The organism is Pseudomonas sp. PAGU 2196 (assembly GCF_022179005.1).
GTDB classification, from domain to species: domain Bacteria; phylum Pseudomonadota; class Gammaproteobacteria; order Pseudomonadales; family Pseudomonadaceae; genus Aquipseudomonas; species Aquipseudomonas kermanshahensis.
The window spans coordinates 15,676-41,398 of the sequence record NZ_BNTL01000011.1 but is presented as its reverse complement, the minus strand read 5'-3'; the positions used below and the strand labels follow the sequence as shown (position 1 = coordinate 41,398).

General features: G+C 64.6%; 24 protein-coding genes. 11 read left to right on the top strand and 13 right to left on the bottom strand.

Annotated features, from left to right (window positions below; genetic code table 11):
* Nucleotides 1-65 precede the first annotated feature (65 nt).
* Both garD and MFF34_RS10500 read left to right on the top strand, forming a co-directional pair.
* Entirely contained in the window at nt 66-1,619 is a 1,554-nt protein-coding gene (gene garD, locus MFF34_RS10505) for a galactarate dehydratase (protein ID WP_085274372.1), read from the top strand.
* A 154-nt stretch (nt 1,620-1,773) separates the two neighbouring features.
* Nucleotides 1,774-3,354 carry an aldehyde dehydrogenase (NADP(+)) gene (locus MFF34_RS10500; RefSeq protein ID WP_238213188.1) on the top strand — a complete coding sequence of 527 codons (1,581 nt, stop codon included), beginning with the start codon at nt 1,774-1,776 and terminating at the stop codon, nt 3,352-3,354.
* A 170-nt stretch (nt 3,355-3,524) separates the two neighbouring features.
* Here the strand turns inward: MFF34_RS10500 and MFF34_RS10495 are convergent, their stop codons facing one another.
* The gene (locus tag MFF34_RS10495) at nt 3,525-4,274 is read right to left on the bottom strand and encodes a FadR/GntR family transcriptional regulator (protein WP_238213186.1); all 750 of its coding nucleotides are present in this window, start codon (nt 4,272-4,274) and stop codon (nt 3,525-3,527) included.
* A 197-nt stretch (nt 4,275-4,471) separates the two neighbouring features.
* Here MFF34_RS10495 and MFF34_RS10490 point away from each other — a divergent pair, with 197 nt between their 5' ends.
* Both MFF34_RS10490 and MFF34_RS10485 read left to right on the top strand, forming a co-directional pair.
* Nucleotides 4,472-5,122: a DUF998 domain-containing protein gene (locus tag MFF34_RS10490; protein ID WP_238213177.1), complete on the top strand. Its 651-nt coding sequence runs from the start codon at nt 4,472-4,474 to the stop codon at nt 5,120-5,122.
* A 74-nt stretch (nt 5,123-5,196) separates the two neighbouring features.
* On the top strand, nt 5,197-5,526 hold the full coding sequence (locus tag MFF34_RS10485) for a hypothetical protein (RefSeq protein WP_085274370.1): 330 nt from the start codon (nt 5,197-5,199) through the stop codon (nt 5,524-5,526).
* 122 nt (nt 5,527-5,648) lie between these two features.
* Here the strand turns inward: MFF34_RS10485 and MFF34_RS10480 are convergent, their stop codons facing one another.
* Nucleotides 5,649-6,584, bottom strand: a complete 936-nt coding sequence (locus MFF34_RS10480) for a LysR family transcriptional regulator (RefSeq protein WP_238213176.1) — start codon at nt 6,582-6,584, stop codon at nt 5,649-5,651.
* 27 nt (nt 6,585-6,611) lie between these two features.
* On the bottom strand, nt 6,612-7,586 hold the full coding sequence (locus MFF34_RS10475) for a quinone oxidoreductase (RefSeq protein WP_238213174.1): 975 nt from the start codon (nt 7,584-7,586) through the stop codon (nt 6,612-6,614).
* Between the two features lie 194 nt (nt 7,587-7,780).
* On the opposite strand from MFF34_RS10475, the gene MFF34_RS10470 reads away from it, so the two are divergent.
* Nucleotides 7,781-8,689, top strand: a complete 909-nt coding sequence (locus MFF34_RS10470) for a LysR family transcriptional regulator (RefSeq protein ID WP_238213172.1) — start codon at nt 7,781-7,783, stop codon at nt 8,687-8,689.
* Here MFF34_RS10470 and MFF34_RS10465 read toward each other — a convergent pair whose 3' ends face one another.
* The 4 genes from MFF34_RS10465 to MFF34_RS10450 all read right to left on the bottom strand — a co-directional run bounded on the left by MFF34_RS10465 (nt 8,690) and on the right by MFF34_RS10450 (nt 11,639).
* Nucleotides 8,690-9,205 (bottom strand): DMT family transporter, encoded by a 516-nt coding sequence (locus MFF34_RS10465; protein ID WP_238213170.1) that lies wholly within the window; start codon nt 9,203-9,205, stop codon nt 8,690-8,692.
* 123 nt (nt 9,206-9,328) lie between these two features.
* Nucleotides 9,329-9,907, bottom strand: coding sequence for a hypothetical protein (locus MFF34_RS10460; protein ID WP_238213168.1), 579 nt, complete (start codon nt 9,905-9,907; stop codon nt 9,329-9,331).
* A gap of 68 nt (nt 9,908-9,975) precedes the next feature.
* Entirely contained in the window at nt 9,976-11,268 is a 1,293-nt protein-coding gene (locus MFF34_RS10455) for a sorbosone dehydrogenase family protein (protein WP_238213166.1), read from the bottom strand.
* Entirely contained in the window at nt 11,265-11,639 is a 375-nt protein-coding gene (locus MFF34_RS10450; RefSeq protein WP_238214381.1) for a DUF2231 domain-containing protein, read from the bottom strand. The genes MFF34_RS10455 and MFF34_RS10450 overlap by 4 nt, the downstream gene beginning before the upstream one ends.
* Before the next feature lie 246 nt (nt 11,640-11,885).
* Here MFF34_RS10450 and MFF34_RS10445 point away from each other — a divergent pair, with 246 nt between their 5' ends.
* On the top strand, nt 11,886-12,185 hold the full coding sequence (locus MFF34_RS10445; RefSeq protein WP_085274366.1) for a hypothetical protein: 300 nt from the start codon (nt 11,886-11,888) through the stop codon (nt 12,183-12,185).
* Nucleotides 12,186-12,202: 17 nt separating this feature from the next.
* Here MFF34_RS10445 and MFF34_RS10440 read toward each other — a convergent pair whose 3' ends face one another.
* A complete protein-coding gene (locus MFF34_RS10440) occupies nt 12,203-13,015 on the bottom strand; it encodes a class I SAM-dependent methyltransferase (RefSeq protein WP_238213164.1) in 813 nt (270 codons plus the stop codon).
* A 260-nt stretch (nt 13,016-13,275) separates the two neighbouring features.
* On the bottom strand, nt 13,276-15,462 hold the full coding sequence (locus tag MFF34_RS10435) for an OsmC domain/YcaO domain-containing protein (protein WP_027593622.1): 2,187 nt from the start codon (nt 15,460-15,462) through the stop codon (nt 13,276-13,278).
* 253 nt (nt 15,463-15,715) lie between these two features.
* Here MFF34_RS10435 and MFF34_RS10430 point away from each other — a divergent pair, with 253 nt between their 5' ends.
* From MFF34_RS10430 to MFF34_RS10410, 5 genes are read left to right on the top strand one after another with little or no spacing between them, the layout of a single operon-like run.
* Complete coding sequence (locus MFF34_RS10430; protein ID WP_027593623.1) at nt 15,716-16,174, top strand: (2Fe-2S)-binding protein; 459 nt, start codon at nt 15,716-15,718, stop codon at nt 16,172-16,174.
* Entirely contained in the window at nt 16,174-18,432 is a 2,259-nt protein-coding gene (locus MFF34_RS10425; RefSeq protein ID WP_238213162.1) for a xanthine dehydrogenase family protein molybdopterin-binding subunit, read from the top strand. Before MFF34_RS10430 ends, MFF34_RS10425 begins: the two co-directional genes overlap by 1 nt.
* 17 nt (nt 18,433-18,449) lie before the next feature.
* Complete coding sequence (locus MFF34_RS10420) at nt 18,450-19,796, top strand: cytochrome c (protein ID WP_238213160.1); 1,347 nt, start codon at nt 18,450-18,452, stop codon at nt 19,794-19,796.
* A 34-nt stretch (nt 19,797-19,830) separates the two neighbouring features.
* Nucleotides 19,831-20,859, top strand: coding sequence for an XdhC family protein (locus tag MFF34_RS10415; protein ID WP_238213158.1), 1,029 nt, complete (start codon nt 19,831-19,833; stop codon nt 20,857-20,859).
* On the top strand, nt 20,841-21,425 hold the full coding sequence (locus MFF34_RS10410) for a nucleotidyltransferase family protein (protein WP_308445351.1): 585 nt from the start codon (nt 20,841-20,843) through the stop codon (nt 21,423-21,425). The genes MFF34_RS10415 and MFF34_RS10410 overlap by 19 nt, the downstream gene beginning before the upstream one ends.
* A gap of 3 nt (nt 21,426-21,428) precedes the next feature.
* Here MFF34_RS10410 and MFF34_RS10405 read toward each other — a convergent pair whose 3' ends face one another.
* From MFF34_RS10405 to MFF34_RS10390, 4 genes are all read right to left on the bottom strand, one after another.
* Nucleotides 21,429-22,247 (bottom strand): ABC transporter substrate-binding protein, encoded by an 819-nt coding sequence (locus tag MFF34_RS10405; protein ID WP_238213155.1) that lies wholly within the window; start codon nt 22,245-22,247, stop codon nt 21,429-21,431.
* A 138-nt stretch (nt 22,248-22,385) separates the two neighbouring features.
* Complete coding sequence (locus MFF34_RS10400) at nt 22,386-23,348, bottom strand: alpha/beta hydrolase (protein ID WP_238213153.1); 963 nt, start codon at nt 23,346-23,348, stop codon at nt 22,386-22,388.
* A gap of 156 nt (nt 23,349-23,504) precedes the next feature.
* Complete coding sequence (locus MFF34_RS10395) at nt 23,505-24,785, bottom strand: OprD family porin (protein ID WP_238213138.1); 1,281 nt, start codon at nt 24,783-24,785, stop codon at nt 23,505-23,507.
* A gap of 52 nt (nt 24,786-24,837) precedes the next feature.
* Entirely contained in the window at nt 24,838-25,707 is an 870-nt protein-coding gene (locus MFF34_RS10390) for an aldose 1-epimerase (protein ID WP_238213136.1), read from the bottom strand.
* Between the last annotated feature and the right edge of the window lie 16 nt (nt 25,708-25,723).

Below are 25,723 nucleotides of genomic sequence, written 5' to 3'. Positions count from 1 at the left end.
CGCCCGGCACCTGCCGGCCGCGGGCGGATGTATAAAGCCTGAGCAATCACAAGAAGGGCCCGAACATGCAGTTGATCGAACATTCCGACTCGCCCCGCTACGTCCGCCTGCACGATGACGACAATGTCGTGGTAGTGGTCAACGACGGCGGCCTGGGCGAAGGCGCCCGCTTTCCCGACGGCCTGACCCTGGTCGAAGGCGTGCCGCAGAGCCACAAGGTCGCCACCGTACTGATCGCCAAAGGCGAGCCGGTGCGCCGTTATGGGCAGATCATCGGTTACGCCCTTGAAGACTTGCCCCAAGGCAGCTGGGTTCAGGAAAGCCAGCTGGCCATGCCAGAAGCCCCAGCGCTGGACAGCCTGCCGCGCTGCGACGCCGTCCCCGACGCCTTGCCGCCGCTCGAGGGGTTTACCTTCGAGGGCTACCGCAATGCCGACGGCACCGTCGGCACCCGCAACATTCTCGGCATCACCACCACCGTGCAATGCGTGACCGGCGTGCTGGAGCATGCGGTCAAGCGTATTCGCCAAGAGTTGCTGCCGCTGTACCCCAACGTCGATGACGTGGTCGCCATCACCCACAGCTACGGCTGCGGCGTGGCGATCAACGCCCGCGATGCCTACATCCCGATCCGCACCGTGCGCAACCTGGCGCGCAACCCTAACCTTGGCGGCGAAGCGCTGGTCATCAGCCTGGGCTGTGAAAAGCTGCAGGCCGGCCAGGTCATGCACGACAACGACCCCTCGGTAGACCTCAGCGACCCGTGGCTGTATCGCCTGCAGGACGCCAGCCTGGGCTTCGGCGAAATGATCGAACAGATCATGGCGCTGGCTGAAACCCGCCTGAAGAAGCTCGACCAGCGCCGTCGCGAAACGGTGCCCGCCAGCGAGCTGATCCTGGGCATGCAGTGCGGCGGCAGCGATGCCTTCTCTGGCATCACTGCCAACCCCGCGCTGGGTTATGCCTCGGACCTGCTGGTACGTGCCGGCGCGACCGTGCTGTTCTCGGAAGTGACCGAAGTGCGTGACGCCATCTACATGCTGACCTCCCGCGCCGAGAACCAGGACGTGGCCGATGCGCTGGTGCGCGAGATGGACTGGTACGACCGCTACCTGCAGCAAGGTGCGGCCGACCGCAGCGCCAACACCACGCCGGGCAACAAGAAAGGCGGCCTGTCGAATATCGTCGAAAAGTCCTTGGGCTCGATCGTGAAGTCCGGCAGCGGCGCTATTCAGGGCGTGCTCGGCCCTGGCGAGCGAGTCGCCCGCAAAGGCCTGATCTTCTGCGCGACCCCGGCCAGCGACTTTGTCTGCGGCACCTTGCAGCTCGCAGCTGGCATGAACCTGCATGTCTTCACCACCGGCCGCGGCACGCCGTACGGCCTGGCCATGGCACCCGTGGTCAAGGTGTGCACCCGCACCGAGCTGGCCGAGCGCTGGCCTGACCTGATCGACATCGACGCCGGGCGCATCGCCACAGGCCGCTCGAGCATCGAGGAACTGGGTTGGGAGCTGTTCCACTACTACCTGGACGTGGCCAGCGGCCGCAAGCAGACCTGGGCCGAACAACACCGGCTGCACAACGACATCACCCTGTTCAACCCGGCGCCGATTACCTGATGTAGCGGTTTGGCATGGCCCCTGTGGGAGCGGGCTCGCCCGCGAAGCAGCCAACGCAATGCAGGGCACCGGCTTTGCCGGTGTTCGCGGGCAAGCCCGCTCCCACAAGTACCGTGCCGTCCTTCAGCCTTTTATTTCATCAAAGGAGCACCCCATGCCTGAGATCCTCGGCCACAACTTCATCGCCGGCCAGCGCAGCGCCGCTGGCGCGCAACGCCTGCAGAGCCTGGACGCCACCACTGGCGAGGCCCTGCCCTACAGCTTTGCCCAGGCCACCGAGGCTGAAGTGGACCAAGCCGCCCAAGCCGCCGCTGCCGCCTTCGCCGAATTCCGTCAACTGGCCCCGGCGCGCCGCGCCGAATTCCTCGATGCCATCGCCGCCGAACTGGATGAGCTGGACGACGCCTTCGTCGCCATCGTCTGCCGCGAAACCGCCCTGCCTGCAGGGCGTATCCAGGGCGAGCGCGGGCGCACCAGTGGCCAGATGCGCCTGTTCGCGCAAGTCCTGCGCCGCGGTGATTACCTGGGGGCACGCATCGACCTGGCCCTGCCGGATCGCCAGCCGCTGCCTCGTGTCGACCTGCGCCAGATGCGCATTGGCGTAGGCCCGGTTGCCGTGTTCGGTGCCAGCAACTTCCCGCTGGCCTTCTCGACTGCCGGTGGCGATACCGCCGCTGCCCTCGCCGCGGGCTGCCCGGTAGTGTTCAAGGCGCACAGCGGCCACATGGCCACGGCCGACCTGGTCGGTTGTGCCATCCAGCGCGCCGCTGAGCGCACCGGCATGCCCAAGGGCGTGTTCAACATGGTCTTCGGCGGCGGAGTCGGCGAATGGCTGGTCAAGCACCCGGCGATCCAGGCCGTCGGCTTTACCGGCTCGCTCAAGGGCGGCGATGCGCTGTGCCGCATGGCCGCCGAACGCCCACAGCCGATCCCGGTGTTTGCCGAGATGTCGAGCATCAACCCGGTGATCATCTTGCCCGGTGCCCTGGCCAAACGCGGCGAAGCCATCGCCCGCGAACTGGCAGGCTCGGTGTGCCTGGGTGCCGGCCAGTTCTGCACCAACCCTGGCCTGGTGATCGGCCTGCAATCGCCGCAATTCAGCCAGTTGCTGGCCGACCTCGGCCAGCACCTCGACCAACAGGCTGGCCAAACCCTGCTCAACGCCGGCGGCCTGCGCAGCTACGTTGGCGGCCTGGAGCACCTGCACGCCCACGCTGGCATCGAGCACCTGGCCGGCCAGGCACAGCAAGGCAACCAGGCCCGCGCCCAGCTGTTCAAGGCTGACGCCCGCCTGTTGGTCGACGCCGACCCATTGCTGCAAGAAGAAGTGTTTGGCCCGACCACTGTGGCCGTCGAAGCCCAGGACAACGAACAACTGCGCGCCGCACTGCTCGGCCTGCGCGGCCAACTGACCGCGACCCTGATCGGCGAGCCGGAGGATTTCGAAGCGTTCGCCTGGCTGGTGCCGCTGCTGGAAGAAAAGGTCGGCCGAATCCTGGTCAATGGCTACCCGACGGGTGTCGAAGTGTGCGACGCCATGGTGCATGGCGGGCCATACCCGGCAACCTCGGATGCACGCGGCACGTCGGTCGGCACCTTGGCCATCGACCGCTTCCTGCGCCCGGTGTGCTACCAGAACTACCCGCAGGCGCTGCTGCCTGAGGCGCTGCGCGATGGCAACCCGCTGGGGCTGCGTCGCCTGGTGAATGGGCAGTGGAGCGAAGAGGCGATCTGATCGTCTTTAGAATGGAAAAAGCCCCGCACATGTCGGGGCTTTTTCCTTTGTCTGTACCGGCCCCTTCGCGGGTGAACCCGCTCCCACAGGGGTGGCACAGATTTCAGGCCTGCAGTGATCCTGTGGGAGCGGGTTTACCCGCGAAGAGGCCGGCCTGGGCGACAGAGGGCTCAGACCCCCTGCGCCTCCGCCTCTTCATGCGCCTGACGCAACCGCTCGCGGCTGTTGCTCAAGTGCATGCGCATGGCCATCTTCGCCCCTTCGCTGTCTTGCCGGGCAATCGCTTCGTAGATCGCTTCGTGCTCATGCATCAACCGGCTCATGTAGTGCGCCTGGTCATCATGGGCCAGGCGCGCCGAATTGAGCCGGGTACGTGGAATGATGCTGGTACCCAGGTGGTTGATGATGTCGGCAAAGTAGTGGTTGCCGCTGGCCTGGGCGATGCGCAAGTGGAACTGGAAGTCCGCGGACACGGCATCAGTCGCATGGGCCGCGCCTTCGTTGAGCTCGTCCAGCGCTGCGCGCATGCCAATCAGCTGTTCATCGCTGCGCCGCTGCGCCGCCAACCCTGCCGACTCGATCTCCAGGGCAATGCGCAACTCCAGCACTGCCAGCACTTCGCGCAGGGTCACCACGGTCGCCGGGTCGATGCGGAAACCGCCCGTGGCCGGTGCGTCCAGCACAAAGGTGCCGATGCCATGGCGGGTCTCCACCTGGCCTGCGGCCTGCAGCCGCGAGATGGCCTCGCGCACCACCGTGCGGCTAACGCCCTCTTCCGCCATGATCTGCGATTCGGTCGGCAGCTTGTCGCCGCGCTTGAGCTGGCCGCTGCGAATTCGCTCGGTCAGCACCGTGACCAGTTCCTGGGCCAGACTGCGCGGCTTGCGCCGGGTCCTTGCCTGTACCTGCTGCTCTGTCATGCCCTGTATTTCACCTTGAAAGACAGCGCCCATGATAGCGCAAGCAGTTGTACGATCACATACACCCAATGCGGTATTTCACACTGCGTCTGCGACACGCGGAATGCGAAAAATCAGCGCCACACGCTGGCCCACATCCAGCGAAAGGCTGTACCGTGCGGCTTCGCGCTTACTTATCCATGGAAGGAAACGACAGCATGAAACCCCTCCACCGAATTCTGCTCTCCACTGGCCTGCTGATCCCCCTGTGGCTATTGGCCGGCGTCTGGCTGACCGCCCAGGCCTACCCGGGCTATGACCACCTGCAACAGGCCATGAGCCAACTCGGCGCCGTGGGTGCAGCCACCCAGCACTGGTCTTCGTTGGTCAACAACTTCCCACTGGCCGTGTTGTTCGCACTCTTTGCCTGGGGCCTGGCCCGTCGCTGGCAGGGGTCGACCCTGGCGCGGGTCAGCGCGGCCCTGGTGCTGCTGCATGGCCTGGGCAGCCTGGGCACCGGCTGGTTCCCCTGCGACCAAGGGTGTGCACCGGCACAGCCTTCGCTGTCGCAGCAGTTGCACAACCTCTCGGGCTTGCTGATGTTCCTTTCGTTGACCCTGGCCAGTGCGCTGTGGGCCTGGCTAGGCAACCGGGTGGCCGGCTCACGGGCCTTGAGCCTGTTCTCCCTGGCAGCCGTAGTGCTGGCGATCGTGACCGTCGCGCTGATGGGGCAGGCTGTTGAAAGCGGCCATCTGTTCGGCCTGTACCAACGCTTGAACTACGGCGTATCGGTCATCTGGGTGGCAGGCCTTGCCTGTGCCAGCCTGCGTGCCCCCGCCTCAGGGCGGTTGCGAATGGCCACTGCCTGACGGCAAATTGCTGGCCCCCAGGTGTTTGAAGGGAAGGCAAACTCCCTTCTCCTTCAGATGCTTAGGACAGCAACATGCGAGTACTTCTAGCAACGATGGCCGGCTGCCTGCTGGCCACGGCCGCCTTCGGCGTGCAGGCCAGGACGCTGAGCCAGAACGATCGCCAGACCTGTGGCTGGGGCGCGCAGATCGCCGCAGAAGCCCAGCAGGCCAAGCTATCAGGGGTAACCCTGTATGCCACGCGCAAGAAGTTACAGGCACGCAAGTTCGCCAAGCCGTGGATGCGCATGACCGCGTTCGGCATTACGGAGCAGACTTACAACAGCCGTTCGCGATTGAAACCTGCCGCGATCAAGCAGACCTATTACGAGCAATGCGTGCAGCATGCCGTAGCAAGGCGATAAATTAATATTTTTCAGTAGGTTAGCCTTATTATTTTCAGCAAAACCTTAACAGCAGGTAAAGAAAGAAAAATTAGTTTTATCGTTTATTTTCAATTACTTAAACAATAATATTAAGGCTAAATCTAAAGATGATCGCCCTGGTGCCGCCAGGGCGCTCCCGCACTGAACTGCTCAGTCACCCACGCTTTGAAAACCCCGAGTGCAGCGGTGTTCAGCCGTGCCGTAGGCCGCACAAGGTAGATCCCTGCCGCCACGTCGAGCTGCCAGTGCGGCAGCACCCTCACCAAGCGCCCACTGGCCAAGTCCTCGCCCATCAGCCAGTCGCCGCCAGCCAATATGCCCACACCCCGCCGAGCAGCTTCGAGCAGGGCTTCATTGTCATTACTGCGCAACGAACCGCTGACCTTTACACTGACTTGCTGCGCTTGACGGGTGAGGCGCCATTCGGGAAACGAACGCAAGCCGCTGAAGCCGAGGCAGTTATGCCCGGCTAGCTGCTCAGGCTGCTGCGGCGTGCCGTGGCGGGCGAGGTAGCCCGGCGAGGCGCAGAGGATGCGGCGGTGATCGCACAGCTTTTGCGCCACCAGGCGGTTATCGGCCAACTCGCCGATACGGATGGCAGCGTCAAAGCCCTCGCCGATCAGGTCAACGAAGCGATCGGCGTATTCGGCCTCCACTGTGACCTGCGGATAGGCCAGCACAAAATCCGCCAACATCCCGCTCAACCAGCGCCGCCCCATGGCCGCCGGCAAGGCGAGGCGCAAACGCCCCCGCACCGTTACCGCCCCTTGCGTGGCTTCCTGTTCGGCTTCGGCGATCAGCCGGCTGGCCTCGCGCACCCGCGCCACCAACCGCTCACCTTCGTCGGTGAAGCGCAGTTGCCGCGTGCTGCGCTCAACCAGGCGGATGCCAAGGCGTGCTTCGAGTGCGCTCAGGCGCTTGGACAGCACCGTGGGGTGGCGCGCCAGTTGCTGTCCAGCAGCCGCGAACGACCCCTGCTCGTGCAAGGCCAGCAAGGTGGCAAGTTCATCGGCGCGGCGGCTGTCGAAGGCATCCATGGCAAGGCTCGGCAGAAGATAGGAAAGTCAGGCAGTGAGAATCAGCGCCCCTTCCGACAGCCCTTGCTCCAGGTCCGCGTGGGCCCTGGCCGCTTCGGCCAGCGGGTAGCGACGCCAGACCCGAGGCTGGATGATACCTGCGTCGACCGCCGCCAGCACATCGGCGGCGCGCTGCTGGTACTCCTCGACGGTACGCGTATGGGCTGCCAGTGAAGGGCGCGTCAGGTAGAGGGAGCCTTTGGCATTGAGCGTGGCCACTTCAATGGCCGCCGGCGCGCCGGAGGTGCCGCCAAACGACACCAGCAACCCGCGCGGGCGCAGGCTGTCCAGCGAGGCCTCCAGCGACACCTTGCCGACACTGTCATACACGACGTCCACGCCCTCGCCCTGAGTCAACTCGCGCACCTGCCTGGCCAACGTGGCCGCCTCGAACACCAGCACGTGATGGCAGCCCGCCGCCCGCGCACGCTCGACGCTCTGTGGTCGCGACACGACGCCAATCACGGTCGCCCCCAGGTGCCTGGCCCAAGACGCCATGAGCTGCCCCAATGCCCCGCCCGCGCCATACAGCAGCACCTGGGTACCCGGCCCCACAGCGTAGGTGCTCTTGAGCAAGTACTGCGCGGTGATGCCCTTGAACAAGACGGCTGCGGCGGCTTCGTCATCCAGTGAGTCCGGCAGCTTGACCAAGCGCTCGGCAGGGAACAGCCGCCCGCTGGCATAAGCGCCTACCGGCCCCATCGCATACGCCACTCGGTCGCCCACGCGCACATTGCCCACCCCTTCACCCACCGCGCTCACCCGCCCGGCGCCCTCCAGCCCCAGGCCAGTCGGCAATGCCAGGGGCGCCCCGCCCTTGCGCTGCAGTACGTCCAGCGGGTTGACGCCCATGGCGGTCTGCTCCAGCCAAACCTCGCCAGGCCCTGGCACTTGCGGTTGGACGTGCTGCACCTGCATGACATCGGCAGTGCCGGTGGCGTTGAGTGTTATACGGCTGGCCATGATCGATTCCTGTGAGGATGACGGTTTCGATATAGGCTAATTAGGCATAGCAAGTTGAACAATACGAAGCAGTGCAGATGATTTCTGCAACCTGTGCAGCAATAGCTGACCGCCATTCGCACCGCCGCGCACCCAAACCAGGACATCTGTTAGGCTGATCAAAGCCCGCCCAACCAGCCTCGACTATTCGCCCCATGGATGAACTGCGCAAGATCGACCTCAACCTGCTGCTGGCCTTGCATGCACTGCTGACAGAGAAGCACGTGACCCGCGCCGCCCTGCGCCTGCACCGCAGCCAGCCGGCGGTGAGCCACGCGCTGGCACAATTGCGCAGGCACTTCGATGACCCCTTGCTGATACGCCAGAACGGCCGCATGGCCCTGACCGCACGTGCGCAGGCACTGGCCAAGCCGCTGCAAGATGCCTTGGGCAACCTCAACGCGCTGCTGGCCGCTCCACTGTTCGACCCTGCCAAGGCGCAGCGTCGGTTCCGTTTGTCGTTGTCCGACTATGCTTCGCGCATCATCCTTCCGCCCCTGGTGCGCCACGTGCGCCAGGTAGCACCCGGTGTGGACCTGGCAATCAGCCAGGCCAGCCGTGAAACCATGCTGGCCCAGCTGCTCGACGGGGAGCTCGACCTCGCCTTGGGCCTATTCCCCGAGCTGCCGCAGAGCATCACCGCCCAGCCCCTGTTCGAGGAACACTTCATCAGTGTTGCCGACCGCCAGGTGCTGCCTGCCAGTGGGGGCCTAGCGTTGGCCGACTGGCTAGCTCGCCCCCATGTGTTGATGGCCATGCACCCCGATGCTCATGATGAAATAGAACGCGCATTGGCCGCCCACGGCCTGCAGCGGCGCATCGCCCTGGCACTGCCGCACTGGAGCGCGGCGGTCGAGGTGCTTGCGGGCACCGACCTGATTCTCACGGTGGCCAGCCGCGCGGTAGGTTCATTGCGCCAGCACCAGGCGTTGCGCCCGTTTGAGCCGCCACTGGCCATCCCTTCTTTTGCCTATCAGCAGGCCTGGCACAGCCGCAAAGACAGCGACGCCGGGCATCGCTGGCTGCGCGAAGCGGTGTGGGCCTGCAGCCAGCCAGGCACTTGATCAGCGCTGTGACTGCTCGAGCACCACAGGCTTGGCCGCAGCGCTGCTCCCCCAGGCCCCCTGGACCAGGAAGACCCCACACAGGATCAGGATCACGCCTGCCAACCGGGCCAGGCTAACCGGTTTGCCCCCCAGCCCCATTACCCCGAAATGGTCAGCGATGACCGCCGTCAAGATCTGCCCTGCCACCACCAGCACCAGAAAGCCCGCGGCCCCCAGTTTCGGCGTCAGTGCTGCCGCGCCGGCCACGTAGAGCGCGCCCAGCACGCCGCCAATCCACAGCCACCAGGGCCCCTGGAGCGCCTTGCCCAGGTCTGGCGTTGGCACCCGCAGTATCAGCAGCGCCGCAATTACCACCACTGAACTGACCGTCAGCGAGGTGAACGCCCCCCATAACCAGTGGCCCAAGGCCCGACCAACAGCAGCATTGCCAGCCGCCTGAAACGGCAGCACGGCACCCGCCAGCAACGCCATCGCCACGGGGATACCCAACAGAACCATCGACTTGCTCAACATGACCGCCCTCACCTTGTTGTGTGATGGAGGCCATGATCGATGGATGTGCACCGGTCATGGAAATCAAACCTATGCACCCCGACTATTCGCCGCGTGAATAGCCGGGCACCTCACACGCCGAACTTAGCGTGAGGTCTCTACGCGCAGCACTTCGGTGTAGATGGCATCGACCGTCTGGCCGACCTTGAGGTTCTTCATGCGCGCCTGCAAGTCAGGATTCTCGACCTTCACCACCTGCAGCTTGCCTTCCGGCGGCAGCAGGCTCACCTCATGCTTCTTGAGGTCGATTTTCTTGATCTGCGACGTGACCTTGACCTGGCGGAACGCCTCACCGCCGGGGTTGGGGTTGGCCTCGGTGGCGCGAATGCTGCCGGACTCATCACTCACTTTAGGCGCGCCGCCCACGTCGGTATTGAGTACATAAGCCACAGCGCGGGTCACGTAGATGTCGACCGTGTCGCCGACCTTGAGGTTGGGCAGCGCCTTGGCCTTCTCGGTCAATTGGAAGGTCACAGGCTTGCCGTTGGCGCCCTCCACCGTGACCTGGCGGCTGGCCAGGTCGATAGCCTGCACCTTGGTGGTGGCATGGCTTTCCAGCGCTTCGCTACCAATCGGCACATCAGCGGCCTGTGCCGTGAAGCTGCCGGCGAAGACCAGCGAGGCGAGTGCAACAGCGCGAGCGAGTGAGCTAATGGGTTTCATAGGCCTGCTTCCCTGTATTCGTTTCCGGGTTGGCGCGTGAAAGGTTCACGCGCCAACAAGCATAGTCATTACTGGCTGCGCGTCACCCGCCAGACCGTATTGGCCAGGTCGTCGGCAATGATCAAGGCACCGCGCGGGTCGACCGTGACCCCCACCGGCCGCCCACGCGTCTTGCCGTCCTCGCCCCGGAAGCCCGTGGCGAAGTCGATCGGTTCGCCCGCCGGCTTGCCATTACTGAACGGCACGAAGATCACCTTGTAACCCACGGGGTTTGGCCGGTTCCAGCTACCGTGCTCACCCACGAACACCCCATCGGCGAAGCGCTCGCCCATGGCCGGTACCGAGAAGTCGACCCCCAATGCAGCCACATGCGAGCCAAGGCTGTAGTCCGGCTTGATTGCCGCCGCCACCTTGTCCGGGTTCTGTGGCCTGACCCGGTCATCGACGTTCTGGCCCCAATAACTGTAGGGCCACCCATAAAACCCGCCTTCACGCACCGACGTCAGGTAGTCCGGGACCAGATCAGGGCCGAGCTCATCACGCTCGTTGACCACCGCCCACACCTGCCCGCTCTGCGGCTGAACAGCCAAGGCCGTCGGGTTGCGCAAGCCGGTCGCATAGGGCCGGTGAGCACCGGTCTGAGCATCGACCTGCCAGACCATGGCCCGATCAATCTCCACTTCCAGGCCGCGCTCGGTGATGTTGCTGTTCGAGCCGATACCCACATAAAGGAAGCGCCCATCAGCGCTGACGGCCAACGATTTAGTCCAGTGGTGGTTGATTTCGGCAGGCAGGTCGGTGACCTTGACCGGCGCGCCGCTGGCCTTGGTCTGGCCCTCTTGGTAGTCGAAACGCACCAATGCATCCTGGTTGGCCACGTACAGCTTGCCGTTGGCAAACGCCAGGCCATAAGGGGCGTTGAGGTTTTCAGCAAACACCGTCTTCACCTCGTAGGTGCCATCGCCATCGGCATCGCGCAGCAAGGTCAGGCGATTGCCGCCTTTGACCTGGGTATTGCCCTTGGCCTTGATCTGGCTGGCGATCACATCCTTGGGTTTGAGTTTTGCGGCGCTGCCGCCGCGGCCCTCGGCCACGAGAATATCGCCATTAGGCAGCACCAGGCTCTGGCGCGGGATGTTCAGGCCGGTGGCGATTGCCGTGACGCTGAAGCCCTCAGGCACAGTCGGCTTCTGCTCACCCCAGGCAACTGGCTCAGCGATCTTCATGCTCGGCAGCAAACCACGCTGTGGCTCAGGCAGCTTGGGGTCCGGGCCATGGGCTTGAGTAGGCGTGCCTTCCCCACCACAGGCACTTATCAGTAACGCCATGCTCAGCAGGCTCAAGGTATGCAAAGGCTTCATGCCACACCTCCCGAACGCAGGTTGCTAAGGCCAGTCCACGCCGCTGCGGTTGCGAGCGCGGTCACAATGACCGACAGCACCAACCCCGACGGCATCACTGCCCAGGCGTCCTTGGCATGCTCGAAGGCATTGACCAACCCTAACACCCAGGTCGCCAGCAACAGCACGAAATACAGGGTCGCCCGCCCGCCTTTGCGCTCGGCGCGGATCAGGTTGACCAACGCGAACAGCAGCGCCAGCCCACAAAACACCAAGCCACCGGCGATCAGCCAGGCAGCGAAGTTGCTCCATTGGATCTGGTAGCTATTGAAGTAGGCGATGTCGCTCAACAGCGCGCCAAGGAACAGCGGAACACTCCCGGCCAACAGCATGGCGTGCAATGGGCCTGGCGTGCAGCGGTAGAGGGTTTGCTCAGATGCGGTCACGGCGCCTCCTTATCGTTCAGTGACCCGGGCCTGATGGCAAAGACATCATCAGGCGTGCGCGGGGTGCGCTAAAGAAAGGAGCGTCTCTACGACGCGATAGTTCACCGTTTCGCTTGAATGGTATCCTGCAAGCACCCGCGCTGTGCTTTTCCACCTTCAGCGCTTCGGCATCATTCGAACAAGGAGAACAGCATGAGCGACTACCGGGAGCGCACGTGGGCGTTCTGGGCACTGAACACGCTGCTCATCCTCGGCCTGGGGCTGAGCGCAGGCTGCTCCAGCAAGAAAAACCAAGCCCGCTATGCGGCCTCCACCGTTGGCTCCAACTGCTTCGCCAAGGCCGTACCGACTACGGGCGAAGGTGGCCTGGCCTGGGGCAATACCCTGAGCATTGCCCGGCAGAAGTCGCTGAACAACTGTGTGCGCTATGCAGGCAGGTCTGGGGGGACGCCGAAGACCTGCCAGGTGGTGATGGCCAAGTGCAAGAACTAGGCAGCAGTCGCTGACGCTCAACGCCGCGTGATCACCACCTCCAGATACTCGCTGGGGACCACCAGCGAGGCCCCGCCCCCCACGTTGTTTTCATTCAACAGCGCAGTCAGGTCGCTTTCCAGCGCATTGGCGGCTTCAGGCGCCAATGCCGCAAACGCCTTGTGCACCGGCCCATACCAAGTGCGGAACACATCGATGAAGTGCGCTGCAGAGCGATAGCGGAAGTTGAAGTGTTGACGGGTGACCTGCATCTGGCCCAGCGCCCTGTCGAACAGTACCCGCAACTGCTCCTCGTCACCCCAGCGTGAAGGGGGCAATGCCCCGGCTGGCGGCGGAACGTGGCGCCCGAGCGTCTTGAACATCTGGCCAACGAAACCCTGGGGCGTCCAGTTCGCCAGGCCAATCCGGCCGCCGGACCGACAGACGCGGCTCAATTCCCGCGCGGCCTGGGCCTGATCGGGGGTGAACATCACACCGAAGGTCGACAGAACGGCATCGAATGCACCCTCGGCGAACGGCAACGCTTCGGCATCGGCCACTTGAAACACCACGTTCAGGTGCTCGGCCTGAGCGCGTGCCTCACCGCGCTTGAGCAACTCGGCCACGTAGTCGGTGGAGGTGACGCGGCAACCGCGCCGCGCGGCGGCCAGGGTGGCATTGCCGTTGCCGGCCGCCACGTCCAGCACCTGCTCGTCCCAGCGCAAATCACAGGCTTCGGCCAGGCGTTCACCCACCAGCTGCAGGGTGGTGCCGATCACGGCGTAGTCACCGCTGGCCCATGCGGCTTGCTGGCGGGATTTCAAGGCATTGGTATCCAAAGGGGTGCTCATGGTCTGCGCCTTCGTGTTGTGCGCGGCCGAGGTCCTTCTGGCGGTCATCGCGCCATGGATAGGTTGAGGGGTCGAGCCCGTGGGGGCAGCAAAAAATTATGCGCCTGATGGAGGAAGCGGCAAGCGGTGAGGGGTGAGAGGCAAGACGGATTTGAGATAGCGGAAAGCATTAACCGCTATATGGGGATGGTTGCGAGGTGTACCGTTTGGGGGGGTTGGCGCTTGTGGGATCGAGCGCCGCACAAGCGGCGCTCGGTCTATCAGGCAAACTTGGCCCGAGCTGCATGCAGCTTCTTGTAGCTCTCGATCAAACGCAAATGACGATCCAGCCCTTCCAGCTTCATGCTGGTCGGCGTCAGGCCATGGAAGCGCACGCTGCCGTCCACCGAGCCCAGCACCGCGTCCATCCGCGGGTTGCCGAACATGCGTCGGAAGTTGGTTTCGTAGTCTTCCATCTCAAGTTCATCATCCAGCACCACTTCCAGCACCACGTTCAACGCCTGGTAGAACAGGCCACGCTCGACGGTGTTGTCGTTGAACTGAAGGAACGCCTCGACCAGCTCCTTGGCATCTTCGAAGCGCTGCACGGCCAGGCAGATCAGTAGCTTCAGCTCAAGAATGGTCAACTGGCCCCACACCGTGTTGTCGTCGAACTCGACGCCGATCAACGTGGTGATGGTGGTGTAATCGTCCACATCGCAGTTGTCCAGGCGCTTGAGCAGCAACTTCAGCGAGCGGTTGTCCAGGCTGTGCAGGTTGAGGATGTCAGCGCGGAACGACAAGGCCCGGTTGGTGTTGTCCCAGATCAGGTCCTCGACCGGGTAGATCTCCGAGTAACCCGGTACCAGGATGCGGCACGCGGTGGCACCGAGGTTGTCGTACACCGCCATGTACACTTCTTTGCCCAGGTCTTCGAGGATGCCGAACAGGGTCGCAGCTTCCTGTACGTTGGAATCTTCGCCATGGCCAGAGAAGTCCCACTCGACGAACTCGAAATCGGCCTTGGCGCTGAAGAAGCGCCACGACACCACGCCGCTGGAGTCGATGAAGTGCTCGACGAAGTTGTTCGGCTCGGTCAGCGCGTGGCTTTCGAAGGTGGGCTGCGGTAGGTCGTTCAGGCCTTCGAAGCTGCGGCCCTGCAACAACTCGGTGAGGCTGCGCTCCAACGCCACTTCCAGGCTCGGGTGCGCGCCGAACGAGGCGAACACGCCACCGGTGCGCGGGTTCATCAAGGTCACGCACATGACCGGGAACTCACCGCCCAGCGATGCGTCCTTGACCAGCACCGGGAAGCCCTGCTCTTCCAGCCCCTGGATACCGGCAACGATGCCCGGGTACTTGGCCAGCACTTCCTGCGGTACATCCGGCAGGCACAGCTCGCCTTCGAGGATCTCGCGCTTCACCGCACGCTCGAAGATTTCCGACAGGCACTGCACTTGCGCCTCAGCGAGGGTGTTGCCAGCGCTCATGCCATTGCTGAGGAACAGGTTCTCGATCAGGTTGGACGGGAAGTACACAACCTCCTGGTCCGACTGGCGCACGAATGGCAGCGAGCAGATGCCCCGCGCAGTGTTGCCCGAGTTGGTGTCGTACAGGTGCGAGCCGCGCAGCTCACCGTCGGGGTTGTAGATTTCCAGGCAGTTCGCGTCGAGGATCTCGCTGGGCAGCGCGTCCTTGGGGCCCGGCTTGAACCACTGCTCGTTCGGGTAATGCACGAACGGCGCGTTAGCGATGTCCTCGCCCCAGAACTGGTCGTTGTAGAAGAAGTTGCAGTTCAGGCGCTCGATGAACTCACCCAGCGCCGAGGCCAGCGCGGCCTCCTTGGTCGAACCCTTGCCATTGGTGAAGCACATCGGCGACTGTGCATCGCGCACATGCAGCGACCACACGTTGGGCACGATATTGCGCCACGAGGCGATCTCGATCTTCATCCCAAGGCCCGCGAGAATCGCCGACATGTTGGCGATGGTCTGCTCCAGCGGCAGGTCCTTGCCCGGGATGTAGGTGCTGGTGTCCGATACCGGCATCAGCAGCCCCTGGGCATCGGCGTCGAGGTTGTCCACCACCTCGATGACGAACTCCGGCCCGGTCTGCACGACCTTCTTTACCGTGCAACGGTCGATGGAACGCAGGATGCCCTGGCGGTCCTTCTCGGAGATGTCTTCAGGCAGCTCGACCTGGATCTTGAAGATCTGGTTGTAGCGGTTTTCCGGGTCGACGATGTTGTTCTGCGACAGCCGAATGTTTTCGGTGGGGATGTCGCGGGTCTGGCAGTACAGCTTCACGAAGTAAGCCGCGCACAGGGCCGAAGACGCCAGGAAATAGTCGAACGGCCCCGGGGCCGAACCGTCGCCTTTGTAACGGATCGGTTGGTCGGCGATCACCGTGAAGTCGTCGAACTTGGCTTCGAGACGGAGATTGTCGAGAAAATTGACCTTGATTTCCATGCGGGATTACCGTGAGTTAAGCGTGCAAAACGAAATTGGCCGGCATTATCCGGGTTTTTCGCCTGGAAGTCCTGTTTGCCTGCCGCCAACGCCTGCCTTGCGCATTCCACCGGATTCCTTGCCTGATCCTCCTGACCTGTCGGCAGCGCCCGCTCGCCGGTCGTAGCGCTGTGCTAGCGTTTCTGGATTGGGGGCAACGTATCCCCACTCAAGACGACAACGCGACAGCAAACCGATGATGAGCAGGTGAACCATGGAACTACGCATCAACCAGAAGACCTATCAGGTCGAGGCCGACGCTGACACGCCCCTGCTGTGGGTGATCCGTGACGACCTGGGGCTGACCGGCACCAAGTATGGCTGCGGCCTGGCGCAATGCGGCGCCTGTTCGGTGCTGGTGGACGGCAGCGTGGTGCGCGCCTGCGTGACCCCGGTGGCAGGCGTGGTCGGGCGCGAAGTGACCACCATCGAGGCGATCGAGGACGACGCCGTTGGCAAGCGCGTGGTCGCGGCCTGGGTCGAGCACCAGGTGGCCCAGTGCGGCTACTGCCAGTCAGGCCAGGTGATGGCCGCCACGGCGCTGCTCAAGCACACGCCCCAGCCCAGCGACGCGCAGATCGATGCCGCGATGGTCAACCTGTGCCGCTGCGGCACCTACAACGCCATCCATGCCGCCGTCCACGACCTTGCGGCCCAGCGGGAGGAGGCGTGATGAACACGCGTATCGATACCCCTGCCGAGCTGTCGGCGCTGCCGCTGGGTGAGCCGGTTAACCTGTCACGCCGTCGCTTCCTGCTAGCCTCGGCGGGCGCCGCCGCAGGCGCGCTGGTACTCGGGTTTGGGTTGCCGCTGGGCTCGGCACGGGTCCAGGCCGCTACCGCCGCGGCTCAGGAGCGCGGCACACAAGTACCGGCCTTCCTGGAAATTCGCCCGGACAGCACCGTGCGCCTGCTCTGCCCGTTCATGGAGGGCGGTCAAGGCACCTACACCGCCATGGCACAGATCGTCGGCGAAGAACTGGACGCCGACCCGGCCACGTTCCTGGTCGACAGCGCGCCGCCTGGCGAGGCTTACGTGGTGATGGAAAACGGCATGCGCATCACCGGCGGCAGCATGTCGGTACGCATGAGCTACCCAACCATGCGTCGCCTCGGCGCCCTGGCCCGGGCCATGTTGCTGCAGGCAGGTGCCGAGCAGTTGGGGGTGCCGGTCGACGAACTCTCCACCGAACCCGGCAAGGTCGTCCACGCGGCATCCGGCCGCTCGGTGCCCTACGGCGAACTGGCCGAGCGCGCCCTCGACCTGCCGGTGCCAGACCCGGCCAGCGTGAAGCTGCGCGACCCCAGCCAGTTCCGCTGGATCGGCAAACCGGTGCGCCGGGTTGATGCCTATGACAAATCCACCGGCAAAGCCGTGTACACCATCGACATCAAGCTCGACGGCATGCTCCACGCCGCCGTCCAGCACGCACCGCGCCTGGGCATGACGGTTGGCAGCCTGCGCAACGAAGCACAGGTCAAGGCCATGAAAGGCGTGCATTCGGTGCATCAATTACCTGGCACGGTGGCGGTGGTCGCCGAACGCTGGTGGCATGCCAAGCGCGCAGTCGAGGCCCTCCAGGTGGACTGGCAGGAGCCCGGCAGCGATTCGCCGGTAAGGTCGATGCCGGCAGACTTCTCCAGCGACGTCTATCGTGACCGCCTGGCCACCGAGCAAGGCCCGGCCCGCGACGAGGAAAACCAAGGCGATGTGGCCGGGGTGCTGGCCAAGGCCAAGACCAAGGTCGAGGCGACCTACCACAACCAGTACCTCAACCACGCCCAGCTCGAGCCGCCCTCGGCGCTCGCCCGCTTCAACCCCGACGGTTCGCTGGAGGTGTGGTTGCCCAACCAGGCGCCGGACATGTTCCGCGACGACATCGCCAAACGCACCGGCCTCGACCCTGCGCGCATCACCCTGCACTCACCCCTGCTGGGCGGCTTTTTTGGCCGGCATTTTCTGTACGACTCGGCCAACCCCTACCCACAGGCCATCGCCCTGGCCAAAGCGGTGGGCCGCCCGGTCAAGCTGATCTGGAGCCGCGAAGAAGAGTTTCTGCGGGATGTGTTACGGCCGCTGGCGGTGGTCAAGTTCCGTGGGGCACTGGATGACGATGGCCTGCCTGTCGCGATAGAAGCCGTGAGTGCCACCGAAGGCCCGACCGAGGCACTGGCCGGCAAACAAGGTGACAAGATCGACCCCACCGCCCTTGAAGGGCTGTCGGGCAAGTCGTACGCCATCGCCAACAAACGCATTGCCCAAATCTACGTCAAAGGCCCGGTCATGCTCGGCTACTGGCGCTCGGTGGGCAACTCGCTGAACGACTTCTTCTACGAAGCCTTCCTCGACGAGCTGGCCGACAAAGGCGGCAAGGACCCTTATGAATTGCGCCTGCATCTGTTGCGCGACAACCCGCGCCTGACCACCCTGCTACAGGCGGTCGGCGAGTTGTCCGGTGGCTGGAAGCGTGGGCCATTCACCGCCGAGGACGGCAGCAAACGGGCACGCGGTGTGGCCATGGCCTCGCCGTTTGGCTCGGAGGCGGCGGTCATCGCCGAAGTATCGATCGAAAACGGTCAGGTCAAAGTGCACGACATCTGGCAGGCCATCGACCCAGGCAGCATCGTCAACCCGGCGATCATCGAAGCGCAGGTCAACGGCGCCGTGGCCCTGGGCCTGTCGCAGACCCTGTTGGAAGAAGCGGTGTACATCGACGGCAAGCCCCGGGCGCGCAACTACGACCTGTACCCGATCCTGCCGCCTTCGCGCATGGCCCGGGTGCATGTGCGCATCGTCGAAAGCGGCGCGAAGATGGGCGGCATCGGCGAACCGCCACTGCCCGCGGTTGCACCGGCGGTGGCCAACGCGGTAGCGCGGCTGACCGGCCAGCGCATCCGCAGCATCCCATTGAGCCGCTACACCTTCACCTGACAGGACAAGGAACGCCCATGACCCACAGCCGATTCGCAAGAACCGCCGGCTGGCTGGCGCTGCCGTGCCTGGTCGCGGCAGGCCTGCTGGCCTGGTATGTCACCCGGGAGCCCGCGTCGCCTTTCGTGGCCGAACACAATGCCAACGTCGACCCGGCGCTGGTCAGCCGCGGCGAGTACGTGGCCCGGCTCAGCGACTGCGTGGCCTGCCACAGCCTGCCCGACAACAAGCCGTTCGCCGGGGGCCTGGAGATGGCCACGCCGTTAGGCGCGATCCATGCCACCAACATCACCCCAGACCGGGACACCGGCATCGGCGGCTACAGCCTCGCCGACTTCGACCGCGCCGTGCGTCATGGCGTCGCCCCCGGTGGCCGGCGGCTGTACCCGGCCATGCCCTACCCCTCCTACGCCAAGCTCAGCGATGACGATGTGCGTGCGTTGTACGCGTTTTTCATGCAGGGCGTGCAACCTGCCAGCCAGCCGAACATCCCCAGCGATATCCCCTGGCCGCTGAACCTGCGCTGGCCCATCGCGCTGTGGAATGGGCTGTTTGCGCCCACTACGCCCTACGTGACCAAGGCTGGCCAGGACCCTCTGTGGAACCGCGGCGCTTATATTGTCCAAGGCCCCGGGCACTGCGGCAGCTGCCATACCCCGCGCGGCCTGGCTTTCAACGAGAAGGCTCTGGATGAAGACGGCAAGCCGTTTCTGGCCGGCGCGCTGCTCGATGGCTGGTACGCGCCGAGCCTGCGCGCCGATCACAACACCGGCCTTGGGCGCTGGAGCGAAGCCGAGATCGTCCAGTTTCTCAAGACTGGGCGTAACCGGCATGCCGTGGTCTATGGCTCGATGACCGAGGCGTTCAACAACTCCACGCAGTTCATGGCCGACGAGGACCTGGCGGCAATCGCCCACTACCTGAAATCGCTGCCAGGCGATCCGCAACGTGACGGCACGCCCTGGCAGTACCAAGCGGCATCGGCGGCGGCGACGCTTGAGCGCCCAGGCGCCCACACCTACGTCACGCGCTGCGCCTCTTGCCATGGGCTAGACGGCAAGGGCCAGGCCGAATGGATGCCGCCGTTAGCGGGCGCAACCTCGGCCTTGGCCAGCGAGAACGCCTCGGCGATCAACATCACCCTCAACGGCTCACAACGCATCGTTGCCGCTGGCCTGCCCGATGCCTACCGCATGCCGGCCTTCCGCGAGCAATTGTCGGACCAGGAAGTTGCCGAAGTACTGAGCTTTGTGCGCAGCAGTTGGGGCAACCATGGCAGCGCGGTGGATGCACAGGCAGTGAGCACGTTGCGCGGGCACACCGACCCGGCCAGCAGCAGCCCAATCATCTTGCATATGCGATGAAGCCGGCACAGGTATTACGCTTTGGAGAATGAGAATGGAAAGCATCGACCTGCTGGTATTGCGCACCGCCCGCGACTGGCTTGCCAGCGGCGAACGCGTCCTGCTGGCCACCGTGGCCCGCACCTGGGGCTCCTCCCCTCGCCCGGTCGGTTCGATGATGGCCCTGCGCAGCGACGGTCGCGTGGTCGGCAGCGTGTCCGGTGGCTGCATCGAGGACGATCTCATCCACCGCTACACCACCGCCTATGGCGGCCCCGGCATGCAGACCGGGCTGCCGGAGGTGGTTCGCTACGGCGTCAGCGCCGAGGACGCCCACCGTTTCGGCTTGCCCTGCGGCGGCACCCTGCAACTGATCCTCGAGTTCGAGCCATCGGCAGCACACCTGGCGCAACTGCTGGCCGGCCTGGACAGCGGTAGCCTAATGCGCCGCGAGCTGGATGTGCGCAGCGGCGCAGCCACGCTTACGGCCAGCGCCACACCGGATCAGTTCAGCTTCGACGGCCAGCGCATGCTCAGCACCCTCGGCCCTGGCTACCGCGTGCTGCTGATCGGCGCCGGCGCGCTGGCCGAATACTTGGCGACCATGGCCCTGTTCAACGGCTTCACGGTGTCGGTGTGCGACCCTCGGCCCGAGTACATGGGCGGCTGGAGCGTCGAAGGCGTGGTGAAGCTGGCCGGGATGCCGGACGACGTGGTTCGCGCCTTCGCCCCCGACCTGCGCAGCGCCGTCGTCGCCCTCAGCCACGACCCCAAGCTCGACGACCTGGCATTGCTCGAAGCCCTGCACAGCCCGGCGTTCTATATCGGCGCCATCGGCTCGCGGCGCAACAGCCAGCTGCGCCGCGAGCGCCTGATCGAGCACTTCGGCGAGACCGAAGCCAGCCTCCAGCGCCTGCACGGCCCTATCGGCATCTACATCGGCAGCAAGACCCCGGCCGAAATCGCCGTCAGCGTCATGGCCGAGATCCTTGCCGCCAAGAACGACGTGAGCCTCCCTGGCGCGGTCAACGTGACCAAGGCAAAGTTTGCGCGGGAGGCCGAGGCGTGCCTGCACACCCCATGACCTGCGCCGCGCTGGTGCTGGCGGCCGGGCGAGCGCAGCGTTTTGGCAGCGACAAACGCCTGGCACGGCTGCCTTCGGGGCAGACGCTGCTGGCAGCGACGCTGGCGCGGGCATTTGAGCAGTTCGCCGTGGTGCTTATCGTGCTGCGCCCGGGCGACAACGCGCAACAACTGGGCATCGACCCGCGTGCCCGGATCGTATGGGCCGACCAGGCCGAGCATGGCATGGGCGCCAGCCTGGCAGCGGGGGTAACCGCCCTGTTGCAGACCCCCGCCCAGGCGGTGGCGGTGCTGTTGGCGGATATGCCGTGGATCGCTCAGCGTACCTTGCACACGTTGTGCGAGCAGGCCAGCGCTACACGTATCGTGCTGCCGCTGTACCAGGGCCAGCGCGGGCACCCGGTGGTCTTCGGACGTGCGTTCTGGCCGGCACTGGCGCAGTTGCACGGCGACCAGGGCGGCAGGCAGGTCATCCTGGACAATCCTCAGGCGTGTGTCAGCGTAGCCGTCGACGATGCTGGGGTGGTGCTGGACGTTGACGTGCCTCAAGCCCTGACGTCGATGTGAGGGTCAGTGAGCGAGCCCTTGCGACTGCTGTTGCTGCCAACGTGCCAGGTTCTGCCGCAGTAATTGCTCCGGCAACGTGCTGGACACGACCTGGGTCATCTCCCGCGTCAGCGCTTCGCGCAACTGCGGCTGATTGCAGGGCGACTGATGTGACACCGCCAGGTACAAGCCTTCGCTGGACACGGGCGGGTCCAGCACCTGCAGCTTATCCTGCATGCCCAGCGTCTGCGCCAACGCCATGCCGGGGTACTGTTCGAAGACCACGTAGTCGCTGCGTTTGAGCAACAGTTTCTCGAAGGCCTGCTTGGCGCTGGGCACCGCTTCGAGCGTGAGGTTGGCCCTGGCATAGTCATCGAACTGCTGGCCATGGCTGTTATTGACCAGTGTCCCGCCTTTACGGCCTTGCAGGTCCGCCCATTGCTGATAGGCAAAGGCCCCTTGCTGGCGCACCCAGACCACGCTGGGCGTGTGCAGGAACGCGGGGCTTATGAAGTCCATCAGCTGGGTGCGCGCCTGGGTCAGAAAATACCCGGCCAGCAGGTCGATACGGCCCGTGCGCACTTCCTCCTGGGCACGCGACCAAGGCCCGCCATAGACCACCTCCACCTCAAGCCCGAGTTGCTTGCCCAAGTGCTTGAGCAAGTCGGCATTGGCACCGATCAACTGCTGAGGGTTGTGTGGGTCACGCCACAGGTACGGGGGGTATTCAGGGTTGCCAGTGGCCGTCAGGTGCTGGCATGCCGCCTGCGCACCCACGCCCATCGGTAGCAGGAACACGCACAGCAACAACAGCAAGGCGTGGCGAACGCAACGCTCGATCATCTACAACCCTCGGCACAAGTGGCACCCGGCGACCCGGCGTGGTCGCCAAAGGCTGCCACATCCCGTGGAGGACTGCAGCATCTGGCTTCGCGTGGTGTAGACAGTCTGGCCCATAATGGCGGGCAGGCAGGTTTTTCGTCAGTGCGCAGATGCCCCGCCGTCGGCGGAATCGAGGGTGCCCTGCGCCCACTGTAGCAACTGTGCGGCCATTCGGTCCCAAGCCTGCTCGACCTCAGCCACCCCGAAGGCGCGCAGGCTGGAATGCACCATCCCCTGGCCTACCCAGGCATCGGCCTGCACCCCATGCGCCGCAAGCGCGTCACAGTAGGCGATGCCGTGATCGCGCAGTGGGTCGACACTGGCCACCAGCACCCAGGCCGGGGCCAGCCCAGCGAAGTCATCCGCCTCCAACGGCATCGCGCAGGGGTCATCACGGTCGGCCTTGACCGGCAGAAACCCTTCTAGGGACTTCATCAGCCCCGCCACCGTCATCATCGGTGCCTCTGCATGCTGCTGCATCGACGGCAACTGCCGCCGGGCAGTCAGTACCGGGTACACCAGCAATTGCCCCACTGGCTGCGGCTGGCCGTCACGGCGCAGTACCCTGCACAAGCCGGCCGCCAGGGTGCCGCCTGCGCTGTCGCCGGCGACCATCAAGCGGGCCTGGCTGAGGCGCGCATCGACCTGGCCACTGCGCAACGCCGACCACACCTTCAGGCAGTCCTCCAGCGGTGCAGGGTAGGCATGCTCTGGCGCCAGCCGATACTCGACCGCGACGATGGCGATCGGTGCCCGGCGCGCCAGGGCGTAAGCGAACCAGTCGTGGGTGTCGAGGTTACCCAGGTCCCAGCCACCGCCGTGCAGGTACAGCAGCGTTGGCCAGCCACCTTCCGGTGCCGGGCCGGCGGGTTGATAGCAGCGCAGGCGCAGGCCCTGCAGGTCGATGTCCTTGATACCCCAGCCTTCAGGCGGTGGCGGTGTGCAATTGCGGCAGGCTTGCAGGAATGCCGAGCGTCGGGCGGCCAGGCTGTTGTCGGTCGCGGTGAAACGCTTGCTGTTGTCGATGTAGGCCTGCATGGCGGGGTCCAAGGGCTGGGGCACTGGTGTCTTCCTGGGGGGTTGTGAATCGGTTCGGGATTGCTGGGGGCGCGTTGCGCCCCTTTCGCGGCACAAGGCCGCTGCTACAGGAGATCGCGATCCCTTGTGGGAGCGGCCTTGCGTCGCGAAAGGGTTGCAAAGCAGCCCCATGCCAAAGGCTCAAAACAGCGGCAAGGTATAGGCAATGATCACGCGGTTCTCGTCGCGCCGCCCGGTCGCATCTCCGCGCAGTTCGACGTTGCGCCAGCGCAACGCCAGGTTCTTCAGCGGCCCGCTCTGGATCACGTAGGTGACATCCAGGTTGCGCTCCCACTCACTGCCATCCTCCCCCGCCACCTTGAAGTTGTCCCCGCGCACATAACGGGCGAACGCCGTCAGCCCCGGTACGCCGAGGGCGGCGAAATCAAGGTCGTAGCGGGCCTGCCACGAGCGCTCCTGGGCACGGTCGAAGCGCAGCACCTGTACGGCGTTGGCAACCCCCGGCAGGTCAGTGTCATGAATGAACGGCAAGGCGCTGTCGCCTGCGTTGTATTGATAGCCGAGGCGGAACGTCTGGGCTTTGAGGTTGGCGCTGAGCATCGCCGAAGTCATGCGGCTATCGAGATTGCCAGCCTTCTCACTGCCCGACTCGCCAGTATCGAGGTAGTTGAAAGTGCCGGAAAGGTTCCAGTCGCCGGCCTTGAACGCCTGGGTGCCGGTATACAAGGTTTGCTGGTAGACGTCGGCAAGGCGACCGGTCCACAGCCCCAGCGACGTCTGCGGGGTCGCGCGCCAGGTACCGCCCAAGTAGTCGAAGCGGTCACTGAACACGCTGTAGTAGTTGCCCACCTGAATGTCGCGAGCGCCGGCAAACTCGCGCTGGTTGACCTTGCGCATCTGGCCCAGGCCAATATCGAGGTTGTCCAGTTCGCGTATATCGAGCATCGCGCCTTCGAAAAACTGCGGCAGCAAGCGCGCATCGCCGGAGCTGACCAGGGGGATTTTGGGGAACAGCCCGCCCACCTTCAACTCGGTTTTCGAATACTTGAATTTGACCGCTGCCGTAGCCTCGGAAAACTCGTCAGCCGAACGCGGGTCAGCATTGCGGGGCCCACCCGCACGGTTGTAGGCGCCCGGCAGCAGCGCCGAGCCACTGCGCGATGGCGATGAATCCAGTTTTAGTCCCAGGCCGGCATAAACGTCCACGCCCACCCCGACCGTGGTGTCGGTGTAACCGGACTCACCTTTGAGGATGAAGCCCTGGGCCCACTCCTCCAGCTTGGACTGCGCAGGCTTGGTGGAGTCGCGCAGGTCGTGGTTATAGTAGAAGTTGCGCAATGTCAGGTTGGCCTTGCCGTCCTCCAGAAAGGCCGCCTGGGCACACAGTGGGCCCAGCCCGAGCAGCAGCGACAAGGGTTTTGCAGCGCGAGCGAAGCCCGCTCCAGTCGAGGAGAGTTTCATTGTTGTTGTTCTCTTTTATTGTGGGTGTCGGGTACAGCGGTCGGCAAAGCTGTCAGCGTCGCTGCCAGGTAAATTCGAGGGTGGCTTCAAGCCGCTGACCAGGGCCCAGCACCTGGGTGCCGGTATCGTCCCAGGCCCGTTCAGGCTGGTTGAAGGCATTGGCCAGGTGCGAAACCGGCTCCAGGCACAGGTAGCGGCTGCCGGGCGGGGCAAAGGCAACGAAATGGCTCAGGGGTGGGCTTGCCTGCAGTTTGAGGCTGCCCGCCGGGTAATCGAGTTCCAGTAGCCCATCCCAGCAGGACTGGTAGTGCGCCAACGCCTGGGCGTCATCGGCGTCGATCGACACAGGCTGCGTGGCCTGCCGAAAGCCGCCGGTAGCCAGGTACTGATCATCGATCTGCCATTCCCGCCCAACCTGGTAACGTACTTTCAGCCCCGCATGACGTTGAAAATACGGGTGCAGCCCCAGGCCCGCAGGCATGGGGGAATCCCCCTGGTTGAGCAGCGCCAGGACGATGCTCAAGCGATTGCCTTCGAGCACGAAACGCTGTTCGGCACGAAATGCCCAGGGCCAGTGCTCGCCTTGGTAATCGCAGGCAAGGGTCAACTGCCCGGCACAGGGTTCCAGCACGTGCCACGCCAGTGTGTGCGCCACCCCATGCAAGGTGTGCGGCCGCGCTGCGGGGTGAGCCGGCAATGTATAGGCCTGCCCTGCAAACTGCAGTTGGGCATTGCGAATACGGTTGGAGTACGGCACCAGCGGGTACGCGCCAGCCCGCGGCCAGTCGAGCGGGTCGAAGTGCTCGGCCGAGATCGGCAGCAGCACGTCGAGCCCCTCGGCACGCAGGTGGGCGATACGTCCACCCCAGGCAGGAAGCAGCCCGACAGACCAGGTCGCGTTGCTCAGAACCAACGGTTGCATAGGACCTCCGATGCCC